Below are 18,676 nucleotides of genomic sequence, written 5' to 3' on the forward strand. Positions count from 1 at the left end.
TGGATAGAGCAAGACCCATACCAAGTAACAATAAGCCGATAACTTGCGACTTCTTACGGGGATGCAGGCGCGGACAGTGTCGAATACGCAACTTTTGTTGGAGGGCTGTTGGGATTTGCACAGTTGCGTCCTGTGCCCGCAGGGCGGGGCTTTCGTTATGCTTTTATTGCTTGAACATATAAGTGTTTGTGGGTGATTTTTGTATTGTCCGGAATCGAACATTTCACCAGCAAAGTGTTGCACTTGTGGCGATTAATAAGGGTGGCCGGCCAGTGTTTATTGAGGCTTGGACGTGGCATGAACCCTGCAAAGTTGAAAATAGAGCGCGACTATACGAATAGATGCTCCAACTAATTTGAGACCCCAGGAGTATTTAATTCATGCGGCAACTGTTTGAACCTCGCGCTCGTCGTTTTGAGTCACTGGCCACCGCGTCCAGCCTTGGCGTGCTGTTGATGTTGATACACGGCGCGGCCTTTGCCGCCCAGGCGGACCCGACCCTGGCCACGGTAGTGGTCACCGGTGCCGAAGCCACCGAAGCGCAAAAGGCCGAGAAGCAACTATCCAAGGTGCCCGGCAAAACCGCAGTGATCGACAACCGCAAGATCGAACAGGGCCGCGCGGCGAACGCCGAGGACGTGCTGGCGTTGCAGCCGGGCGTATTCGCCCAGGCCACCAGCGGCTCGGGCGCGAACAAGATTTCGATCCGCGGTTCGGGCCTCAACACCTTCTATCAAGGCTATGTGCTGGGGATCAAATTCCTCTATGACGGCCTGCCGTTGACCGGCCCGGGCGGCACCCAGGAAGACATGCTGGACATGGCCTCCGTGGACCACACCGAGGTGCTCTACGGCGCCAACGCCTTCCGTTATTCAGCCTTGTCCCTGGGCGGCGCGATCAACTTCGTGAGCAAGACCGGCCGCACCGATCCAGGCAACTACGCGCGTTTCGAAGCCGGCAGTTTCGGCTATCGCAAGGAGCAACTGAGCACCGGCGGCGTGGACGGCGACAATGACTATTACGTCAGCATCCAGCACAACGAGCGTGACGGTTACCAGGACAACACACCGAACAAGGGGCAGGGGATCGTTGCCAACTTCGGCCACGTGTTCAGCCCGCAACTGGAGACGCGCTTCTACATTCGCTACAAGGAAGAAACCCTCAGCCAGGGCAACACCCTGACCAAATACCAGCTCAAGCATGACCCCACGAGCAACCTCGTGCCCATCGGGCGCAAGAAGGACGGCTCGACCCTGCTGGGCAGCACCACCACCTACACCTTCGACGACAATGCCAAGCTCGAAGTCGGCCTGGGCTACAACGATTACCCGCTGGACAACGGCTGGCGCTATTCGCCAACACCACAGGAATGGCGCTCCCAGGACGTCAACCTGACCTTGCGCTACCTGCGCACCGCCGACACCTTCTTCGGCCTGCGCAGCGACAGCAGCGTGACCTTCAGCAATACGCTGGCGTACCTGGCCGATGTGAAATCCCACAGCAAGGCCACCGGCATCACCCAGCAGAGGACCAACTACACCGGCTCGCGGGACACGGTGTTTTCCCTCGGCAACGAACTGCAACTGAATGACCGCACGTGGCTGTCCACCGGGTTGTCATTGATTGATATCAAGCGCAAGGCGCAGATCGAATACAGCACCGCCACCAATACCAGCGCGTTCCCCAGTGGCGTTGAATACGACGAGACCGACGTCGCCCCGCGCATTGGCCTGCGCTATCAGTTGACTCCGGAATTCGAAGTGTTCGGCAACGTCAGCCGCTCGGTGGATCCACCGGTCACCTGGCAGCTGGGCAGCACCGGCACGCCGTACATCCGTGATGTGCGGCCGCAAAAAGCCAACACCGTGGAGTTCGGTATTCGCGGCGGCCACGGTATTTTTGACGGCAGCCTGACGGTCTACCGCTCGTGGGTGCAGAAAGAACTGCTGTCGGTGGTGGTACGCCAGGCGACGGCCACCCAGGACCAATTGGTGGCCACCTCCAACGGCAGCGCGACCATTCACCAGGGCATCGAAGCCGGCTTGAATGCGCAACTGTGGGACGGCGGCAATGGCGACACCGTGACCCTGCGCCAGGCTTACACCTTCAACGACTTCCACTACCGCAACGATGCGGTGTTCGGCGACAACCAGCTGCCGGGCCTGCCGCGCCAGGTCTACCAGGCCGAGCTGGAATATCGCCAGGGCAGCGGTTTCTACGCGCAGCTCAACGCCCGGGCGGCGTCCAGCTATTACGTCGACTTTGCCAACTCCCTGAGTGCGCCGTCGTATACGTTGTGGGGGGCCAAGGTGGGCTACGAGGCCCCGAGCAAGAAGTGGGAAGTGTTCGTCGATGCACGCAACCTGACCAACAAGCGCTATGCCACGGCCACCAACACCGCGTACGACGCCAAGGGCCAGGACTCGGCCAACTTCTATGTGGGGGATGCGTTCAACGTGACCACGGGGGTGGCGTTTCACTTCTGACCGTGACAGATCGTTCCCACGCTCCGCGTGGGAATGCCGCCTTGGACGCTCTGCGTCCGGCCGTCGATGCGAGAGGTGATGGTGACGCAGAGCGTCACGGTATGCATTCCCACGCGGAGCGTGGGAACGATCATTTCGAGGAACCTAGTTCTGCGGCCGCTGTTTGGTCGAGTCCAGCTCGGCCTTTTTGCCGGTGCTGATCTCGGTGATCTGCGCCGACTTGGCGATCGCGAAATCAAAGGTGTCCTGCATCTTGGCGATGGCATCGGTCGCCGTGCCGTTGAGCCCACCGTTGGCTGCCCAGTCGAAGTTCCACACCCCGGAAAAGTTATCGGCACCGGCCACATCATGGGTTTCGATCGCGGTGAACACGTCGGGATGGCGCTCCATGTACTGGGCCGCAGCGCTCACATCGGCCGGCACCTTGCCCGAGGCATTACTGGCCAGTTGCGAAAGCTCTTGCTTGGTAATGGCCGACTTGCCCGTTTGGCGCATGTAATCGGCGATGACCTTGCTCGACTTGGAAATATTCAACTTGTCGTCGAATACCGACGTCGAGGCTTTTTGAGTGGTCGGTCCGCCACCGGCGGGTGTTACGGTAGTAGACATCGGCGCTGCTCCCTCAATGAATTGGATGACATCGAAGCCGACGTTAGCATGGGCAATTGGCCATTTATCACCGGCTTCACAACAATTCGCAGCGGCCGGAAAATTTCACAGCGTTTCACCCGCATCCAACTTGGCCAGCAGACTCTGGCCCCGTTGCCACAGCGCGTCCTGTTTGGATTCAGGCATGCGGTCGAGATTTTTATAGAGCATGGCCATGCGCTGATTGCCCCGCAGCAGGTCGCCGTGGCGCATCAGGAAGTGCCAGTAAAGCGCATTGAACGGGCAGGCATTGTCAGCGGTACTTTCCGTGACTTTGTACGCACACCCTCGGCAGTAGTCCGACATGCGCTTTATATATTGGCCGCTCGCGCAATAAGGCTTGGAACCCAGGTAACCGCCATCGGCATGCATCACCATGCCCAGGGTGTTGGGCAGCTCGACCCAGTCGAACGCGTCCATGTAGATCGCCAGGTACCACTCGCATATCTGGCTGGGCACGATGCCGGCCAGCAGGGCGAAATTGCCGGTGACCATCAGCCGCTGGATGTGATGGGCATAGGCATGTTTCAGGCTTTGGCCGATCGCCTGGCGCATGCAGTTCATTTGCGTCTCGCCCGTCCAGTAGAACTCCGGCAGCGGGCGGCTGTTGCCGAATGCATTGCCAGCGGCATAGTCGGGCATCTTCAGCCAGTACACGCCGCGTACGTACTCACGCCAGCCAATCAGTTGGCGGATAAACCCTTCGCCAGCGTTCAGCCCGATGCTGCCCGACCAATAGGCCGCCTCCACATCGCTGCACAGCTGGCGCAGGTCCAGCAGGCCGATGTTCAGCGCTGCGCTGATACGGGCGTGAAACAGGAACGGCTCGTCGCTGGCCATGGCGTCCTGGTAGTCGCCGAAACCCGCCAGGCCATAGTCCAGAAAGTAGTTCCAGAGGGCCTGCGCGTCGGCGTGGGTCACGGGGTAATCGAAGGTGTCGAGCGAACCGTAGTGGCTGCTGAAGTGTTTACCTACCAGCGCCAGCACGTCCTGGGTGATCGAGTCCGAGCTGAAGCGCGCCGGGTAGGGCGCCTTGGTGCCCTTGGGCAAGGCCTTGCGGTTGTCCGCATCAAAGTTCCAGGCACCGCCCACTGGCGTACCGTCACCGTTGAGCAAGAGCCCGCTCTTGCGGCGCATCTCCCGGTAGAAGTACTCCATGCGCAGCTGTTTTTTACCGCTGGCCCAAGCGGCGAACTCGTCACGGCCGCACAGGAATCGGTGGTCGGCATGCCACTGGATCGGCAAACCGCAGTCCTTCAGGGATTGCTCAAGGCGCCAGTCACCGCATTCGGTCAGGTGTATTTCCCGGGGTTGCATCAGCGATTGCCAGCGCCTTAACTCGCCGGGCACCGAGCCGGTGTTTTGCGGATCGTCCAGGGTGACGTACTGCACCCGCACGCCACGCTGCTGCAACGCCTGGGCAAAATGGCGCATGGCGCTGAAGACCAGGACGATTTTTTGCGGATGGTGGGGCACATGGCTGGCTTCCTCCATGACCTCGACCATCAAGACCGCATCGCGCTGGCTGTCCAGCCCATCCAGTGAGGCCAGGTCAAACGACAACTGGTCGCCCAGCACCAGGCACAGGTTTCGAACTGCCTTGGTCACCACGGCGCTTCCAGGGAAAATGGCGTTCGCAGTGACTCGATAGCGCCTTCTCGCCGGCCGCACATTTCGTCATGCACGCACTGATGCACCAGGGTGCAGGGAAACGCAGGGACCGCCTGCAACACGTCACGCAAGTGATTGACGGAGCGAAAGTGCATGGGCTTCGCCGACTCGTCCAGCAGCGTGAACTGGCCGTGGTCCAGCGTTACGCGCGCCAGATAGAAACCACCTTCCAGCGACAGCAGTTCCATTTCGCGTACAGCGCCTTGGGTGGCCAGTTTGGTCAGGGCTTGCAGGTTCATGGTTCACTCCTTACCGGTCAGGGTTGTGAAGACTGGCGACGGAAGAACAACGTCACCTGGCCGACTTCCACACCCAACTTGGACATGCTGGAGCGGTTGATCAACGTGTCTTCGTCCATCAGGTACATCCAATCGTCGAGGCTCACTTCGTAGACGGATCCATCAACCGGCAGGTTCAGGACGTAGCGCCAGCGCAGTGCGTTGCCCGCCACTTCGCCCCTGGCCTCGCCCACCACATCACCGGCCCGTCCGCGCCAGTGGTTGGGACCGTTCGGGGTGAGGGTCCAGACACGTTGCTGGCGAGTACCATCGCTGTAGAGAAAGCGCTCATCGAGAATCAGGTTTTCACCCTCGCGGCGGCTGGCGATATTCACCTCGAAACGCTTGGCCACTTCACCCGAGCGTTTCTCGAAGATGCCCCAGGCCTTGACGGGCTTGCTGAAGAAGCTCACCAGGTCCAGTTGCGGTTGCTGGTCGGCATAGTGTTTTACATCCACGCTGCCACAACTGCTCAGGCCCAACACCAGGGCCAGCGAAACCAATAGACGGGTCATTGCGGTTCTCCCCGAGAGGGCTTGATACTGCTGATACTTGTACAAAATAATAAAATTGTACAGGTATTTAGCGCATTACCAGGATGTTACCGGCTACCGGCCTGCCCATTTATGGCGGGTATATGCAGCCTCGGGGGACCAGGTGCAGATGATCGTTCCCACGCTCTGCGTGGGAATGTCGCCTCGGACGCTCCGCGTCCCGCTGGCACCGCCGGATTGACGTCTCGCGCAAGGGTGACGCGGAGCGTCACGGTATGCATTCCCACGCAGAGCGTGGGAACGATCAACAATGGGCATACGCCGGCAGCGGTATCGCCCGTTCCTACGCAGACCGTTCCCACATAGATTTCAGGTTGCTTCCAGACCTTCTCGCCGCTAACCTTCGCGGGTCGCTGCCAATTCAGCGAACGGGTGTGGTAGCCCGGCTATTTCATAGATCCCAAAACGCTCAAGGGCGTTTTTTTGTGCGGGCTGCTTTGTGGCGGCTGTGCATGGGAGGCTTCGGCCTGCCGGGTTTCTATGACCGGTCTACCACCCCGTGTACAGTCGCCTCCTTAATCGTGTGGTAGCGAGCGTGGAGGTGCTTACTCATAGAGGAGCTTCACCATGAAAAAGGTCTCGCCCAACCCGCCGCATTACTTGAACGACCAGAAATTCCACGATGCTGCCCAGCGCGCATTCAAGCACTACGACCTCAATTCAGAACCTGCCGCTTCGCCTCCGTCCTCCAACAAACTATTCTCCGTACGTGCCGGCCTCAGCACCGAAGTCGCCTTGTGTAATGCCAGCGAGATTCTTGAATCGGCGGCTGTCAGCGCCTATGACTGTGCCGAGCATCTTGATGGGGCCAGCCGCAAGCAAGTGTTGGCAGTGGTGCAATTGGTGGAGATGGCGCAGTTGTTGGTGGATGAGGCGCTGAACCGGGAGTGTCCGGTGGCCTGATCACATCCGAAATCCAACTGGCAACATAAATCCAGTGTGGGAACGATCGGTCGCCCGGTTTATCAGTAGCGAATCATCACCGACTTGAGCTCGGTGTAATCCTCGATGAACGCCCCGCCAAACTCCCGTCCCACCCCCGAAGACTTGTTGCCGCCAAACGGCACCGCCGGGTCGAGCATCGTGTGCATGTTCACCCACACCGTCCCCGCGTTGATCGCCGGCACCATGCGCAGGGCCTTGCTCAGATCATTGGTCCAGAGACTGGCGCTCAGGCCGTAAGGCGTGTTGTTCATCAGTTCCAGCAGCTCATCCTCGGTGTCGTAGGGGAAAAACGTGGCGATCGGGCCGAAGGTCTCTTCGTTGAGCAGGGTGTCGTGGATCGTGTTGGCGAGAATCACGGTGGGCTCCACATAGCACCCCGGTCCGTCGATCAGCTTGCCGCCGTGGACAATCGTATTGTTCTCGGCCCGGGCCTTGGCGAAAAACCATTCGAGTTTCTGTTGGTGCTGGCGGTTGGTCACCGGGCCGAATTCGGTGCGCTCGTCCAGCGGCGAGCCGATGTTCAACCGGCCCAGGCGTTGCGCCAGTTTGTCCATGATCGGCTCGATCTGCGAGCGGTGGGCGAAGAAGCGTTCGGCGGCCGCGCAGATTTGCCCGGAGTGCAGGAAGCCGGCTTCGATGATGCCGTTGACCGCTTTGTCGAGGTCCACATCCCGCAGGAATCCGGCGGAGTTTTTGCCGCCCAGTTCCAGGGTCGCCCGGGTCAACCCGGCGCCCATGGCACTGCGGCCCACGGCGATGCCGGTGGGCACCGAGCCGGTAAACGAGACCTTGTCGGTGCCCGGGTGCTCCACCAGGCCTTTGCCCACATGGCCGCCACCGGTCAACACGTTCAGCACGCCCGCCGGCAGGCCGGCGTCGATGGCCAGTTCGGCGATGCGCAGAATGGTCAGCGGGGTGAACTCGCTGGGCTTGATGATGATACTGCAGCCGGTCACCAGTGCCGAGGCGAGTTTCCAGATGGCGATCATGGTCGAGAAATTCCACGGCACGATGCCCACTACCACGCCCACCGGTTCGCGCAGGGTAAACGCGGTGTAGCGTTCGCCGGCGAAGGAGGGCAGTGACGGGGTAAGGGTCTGGCCGCTGATCTTGGTGGCCCAGCCGGCGTAGTAACGCAGGAAGTGCGCTGCCTGATCGACCTCGAAGGCCCGGGAAATCTGGATGATCTTGCCCGACTGGCAGGTTTCGATCTGCGCCAGTGCTTCGCGGTGTTGCTCCAGCAGGTCGGCGAGTTTCAGCAGCACATTGCCGCGAATGGCAGGGGCGACCTGGGCCCATTGCCGGAAGCCACGCCGGGACGATTCCACCGCTGTGTCGATATCGGCCAGGTCCGCATCGGCAACCTGGGCGATCACCTCGCCGGTGGCCGGGTTGATCACTTCCAGAGCCTGGCCGGAATGGCTTTGGACGTACCCGCCGTCGATAAACAAGGCATGGCTTCGACGGAGGAAGGCCTGGACTTCAGGCAGCAGCGCAATATCGCTCATGGGATTTTCCTTGCTCGCAAAAGCCCGAGGGTAACCAGCGCCGCCGGGCCAGGCTTGTCCGTGCCTGCCGGGCGATATGTCTGTGGCTGCCAGGCCTGTGGAAAGTGCAATCTTGGCTGTGGAAGGTGCATTTTCCGGGGGTGTCGCCCGCTCCATACTGGCCCCACATCCAGCGCCGTTCGTTGAGTTTGAACGCCAGCCGGACATCCAATAATAAGCAGGGCCGTCCATGAAAAAGCCAAACCCGCTCCTCGAAGATCTCAAGGCGATTCTGCCGACCATCGCTGCCAACGCCTTCCAGGCCGAGCAGGACCGCAAGGTTCCCGACGAGAACATTGCACTGCTCAAGAGCATCGGCATGCACCGTGCCTTTCAACCCAAACCCTTCGGCGGCATGGAGATCTCCCTGCCGCAGTTTGCCGACTGCATCGCGTTGCTGGCCGGCGCCTGTGCCAGCACCGCCTGGGCCATGAGCCTGTTGTGCACCCACAGCCATCAACTGGCGTTGTTTCCCGCCAAGTTGCAGCAGGAAGTCTGGGGCGATAACCCGAATGCCACCGCCAGCAGCAGCATCGCGCCGTTTGGCCGCACTGAAGAAGTTGAGGGCGGTGTGCTGTTCAGCGGTGAAATGGGCTGGAGCAGCGGTTGCGATCATGCCGAGTGGGCGATTGTCGGTTTCCGCCGTAAAAACGCCGAGGGCACCCAGGACTATTGCTTCGCGGTACTGCCGCGCAGCGACTATCAGATTCGCGATGACTGGTTCGCCGCCGGCATGAAAGGCAGCGGCACCAAGACCCTGATCATCGACAACGTGCGGGTGCCAGAACACCGCATCCAGAAAGCCAAGGACATGATGGAAGGCAAGTCCGCCGGCTTCGGTCTGTACCCCGACAGCAAGATTTTCTACTCGCCGTACCGGCCTTATTTCGCCAGCGGTTTCTCCACCGTGAGCCTGGGTGTGGCCGAGCGCATGCTCGAAGTATTCCGCGAAAAAACCAGGACCCGCGTACGTGCCTACACCGGCGCGGCAGTGGGGGCGGCGACTCCGGCGTTGATGCGCCTGGCCGAGTCGACACACCAGGTGGCCGCCGCCCGGGCGTTCCTGGAAAAGACCTGGCAGGAACACGCCGAACACAGCGAACAGCACCGTTACCCGAGCCGCGAGACCCTGGCGTTCTGGCGTACCAACCAGGCGTACGCCACCAAGATGTGCATCCAGGCGGTGGACCGTTTGTTCGAGGCCGCCGGTGGCAATGCGTGGTTCGAGCACAACGAGATGCAGCGTCTGTTCCGCGATTCCCATATGACCGGCGCCCATGCGTACACCGATTACGACGTGTGCGCGCAGATCCTGGGGCGTGAGCTGATGGGGCTCGAGCCTGATCCGAGCATGATTTGACGCCGACCCGGCCATCACAACCATCAGGACTGCGCGTTGATGCAGTCCGGGAGTCTTGCATGTCTGATAACAGTTTCGACCCACGGGCCTTTCGCCGGGCCCTGGGTAACTTTGCCACCGGTGTCACGGTGGTCACCGCCGCTGATGCCAGCGGGCGCAAAGTGGGTGTCACCGCCAACAGCTTCAACTCGGTGTCCCTGGACCCGCCGCTGGTGCTGTGGAGCATCGACAAGCGCTCCAACAGCCACGAGGTGTTCGAGCAGGCCAGCCATTTTGCGGTCAACGTGCTGGCGGCCGACCAGATCCACCTGTCGAACAACTTCGCCCGGCCCAGGGACGATCGCTTTGCCGAAATCGAATTCGAGCCCGGAGAGGGCGGTTCGCCGGTCTTCGCTGATTGCTCGGCGCGGTTTCACTGCGAGAAGTACCAGCAGGTGGATGGTGGCGATCACTGGATCATGATTGGCAAGGTGGTGGCGTTTGATGATTTTGGTCGTGCGCCGTTGCTCTATCACCAGGGGGCGTATGCGCGGATCGAGGAGCGGCAACCGTAGGGCAACACCTCTATCGAAGGCTGAAGCAGGTTCAATGTGGGAGCGGGCTTGCTCGCGAATGCGGAGTGTCAGCCAATACATCTGGCGACTGACACACCGCTTTCGCGAGCAAGCCCGCTCCCACATGTGATCTCGGTAGCTCATTGCATCTGTGTTAGAACGGCACGGCCACGGTGACTTGGCTATAGAGATTGGTGCCATTGCCACCCACCTGGTTGCCGCCGTTGCTCTCATCCTTGTTGGGCTTGTACAAACCCAACAGCGGCGTGACGATCAGGTGTTCGTTCACCGCCCACTCCGCGTACAGGTCCAGTTCGCGCCCATCGAGGTTGAGCATGCCGCCCTTGCTCAACGTCTTGTAGTCGAAGAACAGCGCGCCCAGGGTGACGCTGTCCAGCGGCTTGACCTTCAACGCCACATGCTGCACCTCAGTATTGGTATTGAACGGCCCCGAATAATTGCCGGCCACCTCGCCCTGCACCCAGGTGCCGTAGCCACGGTTGAAGCCCGAAAACATCGCATCCCAGTTTTTCGAATAGCGGCTGTAGCGGTAGGTCAGGTCCGGCGACCACGGCAGCGCGGCGAAGGTATAACCGCCTTCGGTGTACCAGGCCTTTTCCGGGCCGGCGTCCTTGTCCTGCCAGGCGTATTCAAAGGAAAAGTGCGCGTTCTCGATCCCGGCATTACCGGCGCCCCGCAGGCTGTAGATGTTCATCCCGGCGCGCTGTTTTTGCAGGTCATTGGCATAACGGTCGTCGACGCTGATGCCGTGGATATAGGTCAACCCCAGGGTGCCGGGCGCGGCGGTGTAGTCCAGGGTGCCGGCAGCCATTTCAGTGTTGGCCTGGGCGCGGTTGTCGGACTTGATCCACATTACGCTGCCATGCACGCCGTCCTTGCCACCCAGGCGTAGCACTGCGGTTTGATCGAAGGCATGCCGGGCGGCGATGTAGTAGGCGCCGCCCCGGTTGAACTTGCCGTCATCCACGCCCTTGCCGAAGTTCGGGCCGTCATCGTTGATGATGAAACCGTCGCCGAGCATGATGACCTGGCGGCCGAACGACAGGTCCACACCCTCCTTGCCCAGTGCCGGAAACAGTTCCCCCGAGCGCCAGCCGGCGAAGGCTTCGTCGAACTTGGTGGTGCGCTCGCCGCCGGTGGTCACGCCCGACGCATCGCCATCACCCCAGGTGCCCGAGCTGACCAGGTTGGCCGTGCCATACACGCTGCCCAGGGCGCCGAAGCGCTGGTCGACGCTCAAGCCATACTTGATAAAACCTTCACGCCAGGTGGAACCGCCGGTGGTGCCGTCGTAGTTCTTGCGGCTGTTGAACATCCCGTACACCGCCAGGAAGTTGCCGGTGACCTGGGTGTCGTCATCGGCATACAGCTCGAACGCCTGGGCCGATGAGTCGATGATCATCAGCGCGACGCCCAGGCTGATGGCCCTGTACAGGTGATGGGTTTGTTGTGTGTGCTGCATTGTTATAGTCCCCAACAAGGTGAATTGAGGGAGCATTAGGGCGAGCGCCACCGGGCCAAGTCTTTCCCCTGCGTGCCAGGAAATTGTCCCAGGCCGCCAGTGGCGCAGCAGTGGCAGGCAGCAACAAAACCGGCGGCAGCCAGGAGCAAGACGATCAGCCAGGGCGGGCGCAGAGTGCCAATACTTCTAAAAATCCGCTTCTTGAGGATCTGCACCATGTCGATCAACGACCGGCTCACCGAACATTTGAAACGCGGCACGGTGGGCTTTCCAACCGCGCTGGCGAGCACCATTGGCTTGATCATGGCCAGCCCGGTGATCCTCACCGCGACCATGGGGTTTGGCATCGGCGGCAGCGCCTTTGCGGTGGCGATGTTGATCGCGGTGGTGATGATGCTGGCCCAGGCGACCACCTTCGCCGAAGCCGCCTCGATCCTGCCCACCACCGGCTCGGTCTACGACTACATCAATTGCGGCATGGGCCGGTTCTTTGCGATCACCGGCACCTTGTCGGCCTACCTGATCGTGCATGTGTTTGCCGGCACCGCCGAAACCATCCTCTCCGGCGTGATGGCGCTGGTGAACTTCGAGCACCTCAACACCCTGGCGGAATCCGCCGGCGGTTCGTGGTTGCTGGGAGTGGGCTTCGTGATTGTGTTCGGGGTGCTCAATGCGTTTGGCGTCAGCGCGTTCGGCCGGGCCGAGATCATCCTCACTTTCGGCATGTGGACCACCTTGATGGTGTTTGGCGTGCTGGGCCTGATCGCAGCGCCGGCGGTGCAGCTGGACGGCTGGTTCGGTGAATCCCTGGTCGGTACCGACCTGATTACCATCCTGTCGCTGGTGGGCATGGCGATGTTCATGTTCGTCGGCTGCGAATTCGTCACGCCGCTGGCGCCGGACCTGCGCAACTCGGCCAAGGTGATGCCCAAGGCGATGGTGCTGGGGCTGCTGGGGGTGGCCACGTGCATGTTCATCTATGGCGCGGCCATGAAACGCCAGGTAGAAAACGTATTGATCGACGCGGCGGGCGGCGTGCACCTGCTGGATACGCCGATGGCCATCCCGAAATTCGCCGAGCAGGTGATGGGCAGCATCGGCCCGATGTGGCTGGGCATCGGCTTCCTGTTTGCCGGTGCTGCGACCATCAACACCTTGATGGCCGGTGTGCCACGGATCCTGTACGGCATGGCGGTCGACGGCGCGTTGCCCAAGGTTTTCACCTACCTGCACCCGCGCTTCAAGACACCGCTGCTGTGCATTCTGGTGGCGATGCTGATTCCGTGCCTGCACGCGCTGTACCTGGGGGGCAACACCGACAACATCATGCACCTGGTATTGGCCGCCGTGTGCGCCTGGAGTTTTGCTTATCTGCTGGTGACGCTGTCGGTGGTGATCCTGCGGATTCGCCGTCCGGATCTGCCTCGTGCCTACCGTTCGCCGTTCTTTCCGCTGCCGCAGATTCTGTCGAGCATCGGCATCCTGCTGGGCATGTGGTTTATCACGCCGCCGGGGATGAACCCCGCTGACATCTACATTCCCTTCGGCGTGATGCTCGGGTGCACGGCGGCGTACGCGCTGTTCTGGACGCTGGTTGTGCAGAAGGTCAATCCATTCAAGCCCGCCTCGGTGGAAGAGGTGTTGGCCAAGGAGTTCGCCCATGAGCCGGGTCAGCCGCACAACGGGTATATCAGCCATGCTGCAAAAACTGTCTGAGCTGTTCAGCTCCCGGCGCGCGCCTGCCGGGTATCGACCCGGCGTTACGCTGGAACACCTGCGGCGTAACCTCGGCCTGGCCGGTTATGAGGTGTGTGGACCGACGACGGCCCGGGTTTCCCTGGACAATCTCGGGCTGCAACTGGAGATCGTCGAACGCACCGAGTCGCAGCTGTTGATGCACCTGGTGATGACCGAATTCGTACTGCGCATCCCTGCCTCGCAGCAGGGCACGGCGAGCTTCGAACTGCACCACACCGGGGCCGTTCGACGCACCGGAATCCGCTGTCGACAGCGGTCGGGCGACAAGGATGTTTCAGGCATTTTGCACACACAATTGCAGGAGGGCAGCGCCTTGCATCGCGCCTTGATGCCGCTGGACTTCAAGCGCCTGCGCATCGACCTGGTGGATCACCAGTGGTGTGTGCGGCTTGAGCATATGGGCGGCAGCGAGGTGGTCAACCGCATGCCGGCGTTCCGTCGCTACATCGCCTTGAGCAGTGTGCAACGCGCCTGGCTGCTGGACGCCTTGAACGGTTTCCAGCGCGCCTTGCAGGCCCACTGACCACCGGATTTGGCATCAATAGTGCAACCACCTTGGCAGACACGTACTTGTTGCGCGCATATAGATAACATGTTAACTATTGCCCGACAAAAACAAAAAGCCAAGGTGGAAACAACCATGAGCATGCAACAGATTGGGCAAGACGGGCTGGACCTCTGGACCCGGGATCTGCGCGCGGTTTGCGGTCACTTCGACACAGAACTGGCCTTCAACCGCTCGCTGTTCATCGGCAGCATCAGCACCTTTTCCCGCGGCGGTTTGCCCCTGGCCAGCCTGCGCACCAACGCCGGCCTGATCAAGCGCCCCAAGGCCCGCGCCGACCACGATGACGACCAACACTGCTTCCTCGTCAGCCAGCGCAGCGGCTACTGCCAGATCACCCAAAACGGCCAGAGCTTCCAGCTTGCCCCCGGCGAACTGTTATTGATGGACTCGGTGGGCTCCATCGACATCACCCCGTTCGGGCTCATCGAACACGCGTCCCTGTCCTTGTCCCGCGCAGAGGTGTGCAAACAGTTCGGCAACCAGCCCAAGACCTTCGGCAAAATCTCCTCGAGCAAAGCCTGCGGGCGCATGTTGCATGTGTTGATGGATCAACTGTGCAAAGACGCACTGAACGGCGAAGGCGCGGTCGGGGAGGGGCAGGCGTTGCAGTCGGCGTTTGTCTCGCTGCTGGGGTCGGCGTTTGAGCAGGAAGACGATGAGCGCGATGATTGTGGCGGGTTGCAGGGCAGCAATCTGCGCAGCTATGTGCAGAAGGTGATTGATGAGTCATTGACCCAGCCAGGGCTTAGCCCGGTGGGGTTGGCGAGTCGGTTGAACATCTCGGTGCGGCATTTGTACCGGTTGTTTGAGGAACAGGATGACAGCGTGTGCCGGTATATCCAGCGGGCGCGGTTGAAGCGCAGTGCGGATGATCTGACCAATCCGTTTTTGCGCAGTGAGTCGATTACGTCGATTGCGTATAAGTGGGGGTTTACGGATTCGGCGCACTTTAGTCGCTCGTTCAAGAAGCAGTTTGAAGTGTCGCCGAAGGATTTTCGGGCTGGGCGGTTGCAGCAGGTGGGGTGACTGGGGGGTGCAGAAGATTCATTGATGTACACAGTTTAACTGTGGGAGCTGGCTTGCCTGCGATGGCGATTTGGTAGGCGCTAAGCATGCTGGGGTTTACCGAATAGGCTGAACTTTCCAACTGGCTGTTCTTCCGTTATTTGAAAGATGGGACTGTACTATCCGCTTAGTTTAAGTCTTCGTATCTTTCGGCGCTTAACGATGCAAGCCAGGTTTTAAAAAAAGTAATTTGCTCTTGTGGGTCATTTGTGAGGTTTTCCTCTTCGTAATCAAAAATGTGAACTATATCCTCTGGGAGGGCGGGTTTGCCCATCGTCATTTGATAAGCGACAAGCCCTGCACTCATTTGGGATGCCATCCTTGAAGGCATCACGTTTAATCTCGCGCCCTTGCAAAGAAATGCGATGCGGGGGTGATCGGCTCTGATTTTTGCAAGGCAGACATAGAGATCTCTTCCACCATAGATTCTCTGTGGGGTTTCAGATTCTGAGAGTTTCATCAGGCATTTGGCTGCATCATATCTTACGGTGATTTCGACTTTTTTATTTTCTATTAGTGCGCAGATTTTTTGGGTTTTCATTATGACGATTTCTAATTGGGATCCATGATGTCGTATTGAAAAAATAGACCAGTCCTGAGCTTTCAGAGTTTGATCAGACCGAATCTGCGTGTGAACTCCCCGCAACCTTGACCAGCGCCGCTTTATTTTGCGACTAACATGAAGTTGCCCAGCGCTCGCAAAAATTATGCTGTTCTTGTATGTCATTGGTTAAGTCGTTTTCTTCGGGAGAAAAAATGTGAACTAGCTCGCCTTCAGGTTTGCCCATGGTGAGTTCGTAAGCTACCAATCCATTTGACATGTGTGATGACATTCCAGATGTGTGTACGTTAATTTTTGCGCCCTTACACAAGAACTTTATATCCTTGAAGTCCATTCTTGCCAGACCGAAGCTTTCGTATAGATCTATGGCGCTGTAGGATTTTCTGACCCCGTTGTTTAATGATAGAGTAAGGGTCGGCTTCCCCCCGTCGTATTCAACTGTTGCACTTTCACGAACGTTATCTCTGATTATGGTGATTTCACGTGATTTCATGGGTAACCTCTGTTCGGATTTAGTAGTGTGTATCCTTTGTAAGTGCCGTCATCGTTTACCGGTGAAGCACCCAAAATATCTTTAGTGTCGATACGTTTGGGAATGGCGATTTCTAATTCATATTTGTATTTGGAGCGGTCGCCTAGTTCCTTATTGACATCCCTCCCAGGAATCTTTTTGAGGGTATAAAGGAATCCCTCATCAAATCCATGTCCCGAGGCAAAGACCAGTGCTCTTTTCCTTGATGTGGAAGTAGGCACGAAATTGCTAGGAGGGCTGGCGTTATTCAAAGAGTGTAAATAGAGATTTGTGCTCTCTCCTCTACTTTCAAACCCGTCTCTGAAAATTTCATCTGGATGTCTCAAATCACCTCGATACAGATATTCCTGCTTTTTTTCTGGCGCGGGAGTTGAGGGCGTACCCTCATCAACCTTAGATATTCCTGATGGATCTTCAGCTTTGGTTTCAGGCTTGCATCCATCCCCACCCGGACAGGTACTCAAGCCTAACGGATCCACCCACCCCGTCGGGTTGGGCACGTATTGATATCCGTTCAGCCCACCCGCGAGCTTCACGGGATCGGGCGTCAGGTAGCGGCCAATATCCGGATTGTAGTAGCGATGTCGGTTGTAGTGCAGCCGGCTTTCCGGGTCGAAGTACTGGCCCTGGAAGCGCAGCGGGTTGGTAACGGTGTTGACGTCCAGCTTCGCGATTTGGCCGTAGGCGCGGTAGTGCGCTGACCAGACGATTTCGCCATCGGGCGCGGTGAGTTCTTGTGGCGTGCCCAGGTGGTCGAGTTGGTAGTGGAAGGGTTTTACGTTTCCCGGCCCATAGCCTTTCAGCAGCGCTAACGGGCGAAAGCTGTTGGGTTCGTAGATATAGCTTTGGTGGTGATCAGCACTGTGTTCGGCAATCAGCGTGTCGCCTTGCCAGAAGAACTCGGTGGTTTGGCTTTTTATCGTTTTGGCGATACGCCGACCAAACGGGTCATAGCGGTAGCTGGCCCGTGTGCCGTCTGGTTGGGTGACGCCGATCAGGCGGTGCTGGCAGTCATAGCGGTATTCGGTAACCAACTGTTGAGCCCGGCCCCGGCGTTCGCGCAGCAGATTGCCGAAAGCGTCGTAGTCGTAATGACGGTCGCCTTGCATCAAGAGCCGGTTGCCTTTGACGACGCTGGGCCCTACGCGGTCTTGCATCAGCAGGTTGCCCGCCGGGTCGTGGACGAAGCGTTCCTGCAGGTCGTGCGAGTGGTTGGCGCGGGTCAGGCGGTCGAGTGGGTCGTAGTGGTAGTCGTGCTGACCTTTTCGAGTGTCGAGAATGCGGGTGAGGTTGCCGCGTTTGTCGTAGTCGTATTGGCGGCGCTGGTGGCGTTGTTCCTGTTGGGTGATCGCGTGGGCGTGCAGGCGGCCCTGGTCGTCGTAGTGGTAGCGGCTGAGGAGTTGGCCTTGCTGGCGCTGATGTTCGCGGCCGGATTTGAACAGGTGCGAGGTGAGCGGGTTGCCGTTGAGTTGGACGGTGGCGAGGTCGCCGCCTTTTTCGTGGTGGAAAGCGAGGCGGTTGTTGTCGGGCAGGCGCAGGTAGTTGAGTTGCCCGCATTCGTCGTAGCGGTAGCGCAACGTGCCCCAGCCCTGGTGTTCGGCGGTGAGGCGGTTTTGCAGGTCGTATTCGTAATGCAGCGGCCAATGACCGTCGTCGACGCTGAGAAGGTTGCCGAGACGGTCGTAGGTGTAATCGACAATGCTGCGGTCGGGCAGGGTTTTTCTTACGAGGCGACCGGCAGCATCGCGCGCATAACCGGTAACCAACTGACTGCCGTCATCGCCGTATTCGGTCTTTTCCAGCAGATGCCCGGCGAGGTCGTAGACATAGGCAGTACGCCGGCCATCAAACCCGGTTTCCTGCTGGATCAGGCCGTTGGCGTGGTACTCAAGTCGATAGGTCTCTCCGACTTCGTTTTCAATCTCGGTCAGTAACAGCCGAACATTGTCATAATGGTATTTAAGCTGCGTGCCGTCCGGATTAATCCGACGGCTGATCAGGTGCAAACCATCGGCGTATTCGTAGCGGGTGACGCGGCCCAACTCGTCGCGCTCGGCAGTGATTTTTCCGTACGGGTTGTAGCTGAATTCGCGTGTGGCCCCGTCAGGCTGAATCACTTTCAGCAAACGACCTACGGCGTCCCACTGATACTGGGTCAGCGCGCCATGCTCATCCTCGCAAGCCACCTGCCGCCCCAGCTCGTCATAGCGATAACGCCGCACACCGCCATTCGCCAGTTTTTCCTCAATGAGCTGGCCGCGTTCGTTCCAGATAAAGCGTTGGCTGCTGTTATCCGGATACCAAACACCCGTAAGCTTTCCGTGTTTGGTGTAGGTGTATTCGGTGTAATTGCCGTCCGGGTCAGTCTTGCGAGTGATATCGCCTTGATCGTTACGCTGGTATTTCCACACCGCGTCACCACGGCGCACAACCCGTACGAACCCGTTGTCATGCTCGTAGGACGTCGGCGTATCGTCCCCGGGAAACAGCGCAATCAACCGACCGGCGTCGTCGTACTGATACGCCGTCACCGCTCCCAGTGGATTCTGCTCGACCGTCAGCCGGCCTTTTTCGTCGTAGGATTTGAAGTGCTGCGCGCCGTCCGGATCGATCCGCTGCACCAGCCGTGCGCGCTGGTCGTGGACGTAGACTTCCTGGCTGCCAT

At 59.3% G+C, this 18,676-nt stretch carries 15 protein-coding genes and 1 pseudogene; 7 read left to right on the forward strand and 9 right to left on the reverse strand.

The window, feature by feature from the left end:
• The first annotated feature begins 380 nt into the window (after positions 1–380).
• Positions 381–2,486: a TonB-dependent receptor domain-containing protein gene (locus HX839_RS20520; protein ID WP_177067619.1), complete on the forward strand. Its 2,106-nt coding sequence runs from the start codon at positions 381–383 to the stop codon at positions 2,484–2,486.
• 144 nt (positions 2,487–2,630) lie between these two features.
• Here HX839_RS20520 and HX839_RS20525 read toward each other — a convergent pair whose 3' ends face one another.
• The 4 genes from HX839_RS20525 to HX839_RS20540 form a co-directional block, all read right to left on the reverse strand.
• On the reverse strand, positions 2,631–3,095 hold the full coding sequence (locus HX839_RS20525; protein ID WP_003219875.1) for a hypothetical protein: 465 nt from the start codon (positions 3,093–3,095) through the stop codon (positions 2,631–2,633).
• 105 nt (positions 3,096–3,200) lie between these two features.
• Positions 3,201–4,742 carry a cryptochrome/photolyase family protein gene (locus HX839_RS20530; protein ID WP_177067620.1) on the reverse strand — a complete coding sequence of 514 codons (1,542 nt, stop codon included), beginning with the start codon at positions 4,740–4,742 and terminating at the stop codon, positions 3,201–3,203.
• Positions 4,739–5,044, reverse strand: a complete 306-nt coding sequence (locus HX839_RS20535) for a DUF6482 family protein (RefSeq protein ID WP_177067621.1) — start codon at positions 5,042–5,044, stop codon at positions 4,739–4,741. The genes HX839_RS20530 and HX839_RS20535 overlap by 4 nt, the downstream gene beginning before the upstream one ends.
• Positions 5,045–5,061: 17 nt before the next feature.
• Positions 5,062–5,598: a DUF3833 domain-containing protein gene (locus tag HX839_RS20540; protein WP_177067622.1), complete on the reverse strand. Its 537-nt coding sequence runs from the start codon at positions 5,596–5,598 to the stop codon at positions 5,062–5,064.
• 606 nt (positions 5,599–6,204) lie between these two features.
• Here HX839_RS20540 and HX839_RS20545 point away from each other — a divergent pair.
• Entirely contained in the window at positions 6,205–6,540 is a 336-nt protein-coding gene (locus HX839_RS20545) for a DUF6124 family protein (RefSeq protein ID WP_008431194.1), read from the forward strand.
• A gap of 62 nt (positions 6,541–6,602) precedes the next feature.
• Here the strand turns inward: HX839_RS20545 and HX839_RS20550 are convergent, their stop codons facing one another.
• Positions 6,603–8,090 (reverse strand): aldehyde dehydrogenase family protein, encoded by a 1,488-nt coding sequence (locus HX839_RS20550; protein WP_102368608.1) that lies wholly within the window; start codon positions 8,088–8,090, stop codon positions 6,603–6,605.
• Positions 8,091–8,319: 229 nt separating this feature from the next.
• On the opposite strand from HX839_RS20550, the gene HX839_RS20555 reads away from it, so the two are divergent.
• Together HX839_RS20555 and HX839_RS20560 are read left to right on the forward strand one after the other, a co-directional pair.
• Positions 8,320–9,489, forward strand: coding sequence for a p-hydroxyphenylacetate 3-hydroxylase oxygenase component (locus HX839_RS20555; RefSeq protein ID WP_087694959.1), 1,170 nt, complete (start codon positions 8,320–8,322; stop codon positions 9,487–9,489).
• A 59-nt stretch (positions 9,490–9,548) separates the two neighbouring features.
• Positions 9,549–10,025: pseudogene (locus HX839_RS20560) on the forward strand (flavin reductase family protein); the annotation flags it as partial.
• Between the two features lie 172 nt (positions 10,026–10,197).
• Here HX839_RS20560 and HX839_RS20565 read toward each other — a convergent pair.
• On the reverse strand, positions 10,198–11,526 hold the full coding sequence (locus tag HX839_RS20565) for a hypothetical protein (protein WP_177067623.1): 1,329 nt from the start codon (positions 11,524–11,526) through the stop codon (positions 10,198–10,200).
• A 216-nt stretch (positions 11,527–11,742) separates the two neighbouring features.
• Here HX839_RS20565 and HX839_RS20570 point away from each other — a divergent pair, with 216 nt between their 5' ends.
• The 3 genes from HX839_RS20570 to feaR all read left to right on the forward strand — a co-directional run bounded on the left by HX839_RS20570 (position 11,743) and on the right by feaR (position 14,878).
• Positions 11,743–13,242: an APC family permease gene (locus tag HX839_RS20570; protein ID WP_003219898.1), complete on the forward strand. Its 1,500-nt coding sequence runs from the start codon at positions 11,743–11,745 to the stop codon at positions 13,240–13,242.
• On the forward strand, positions 13,223–13,807 hold the full coding sequence (locus tag HX839_RS20575) for a DUF3156 family protein (protein ID WP_177067624.1): 585 nt from the start codon (positions 13,223–13,225) through the stop codon (positions 13,805–13,807). Before HX839_RS20570 ends, HX839_RS20575 begins: the two co-directional genes overlap by 20 nt.
• Before the next feature lie 117 nt (positions 13,808–13,924).
• Positions 13,925–14,878 (forward strand): transcriptional regulator FeaR, encoded by a 954-nt coding sequence (gene feaR, locus HX839_RS20580; RefSeq protein WP_003219901.1) that lies wholly within the window; start codon positions 13,925–13,927, stop codon positions 14,876–14,878.
• 166 nt (positions 14,879–15,044) lie between these two features.
• Here feaR and HX839_RS20585 read toward each other — a convergent pair whose 3' ends face one another.
• The 3 genes from HX839_RS20585 to HX839_RS31660 form a co-directional block, all read right to left on the reverse strand.
• Positions 15,045–15,458, reverse strand: coding sequence for a hypothetical protein (locus tag HX839_RS20585; RefSeq protein ID WP_177067625.1), 414 nt, complete (start codon positions 15,456–15,458; stop codon positions 15,045–15,047).
• A gap of 133 nt (positions 15,459–15,591) precedes the next feature.
• Positions 15,592–15,972 carry a hypothetical protein gene (locus tag HX839_RS20590; protein WP_177067626.1) on the reverse strand — a complete coding sequence of 127 codons (381 nt, stop codon included), beginning with the start codon at positions 15,970–15,972 and terminating at the stop codon, positions 15,592–15,594.
• The coding region (locus tag HX839_RS31660; RefSeq protein ID WP_256344733.1) for an RHS repeat-associated core domain-containing protein at positions 15,969–18,676 on the reverse strand (2,708 nt) is incomplete at its 5' end. The genes HX839_RS31660 and HX839_RS20590, both read right to left, overlap by 4 nt.

The sequence above is a fragment of the Pseudomonas sp. I8001 genome (assembly GCF_013385345.1).
GTDB lineage: Bacteria > Pseudomonadota > Gammaproteobacteria > Pseudomonadales > Pseudomonadaceae > Aquipseudomonas.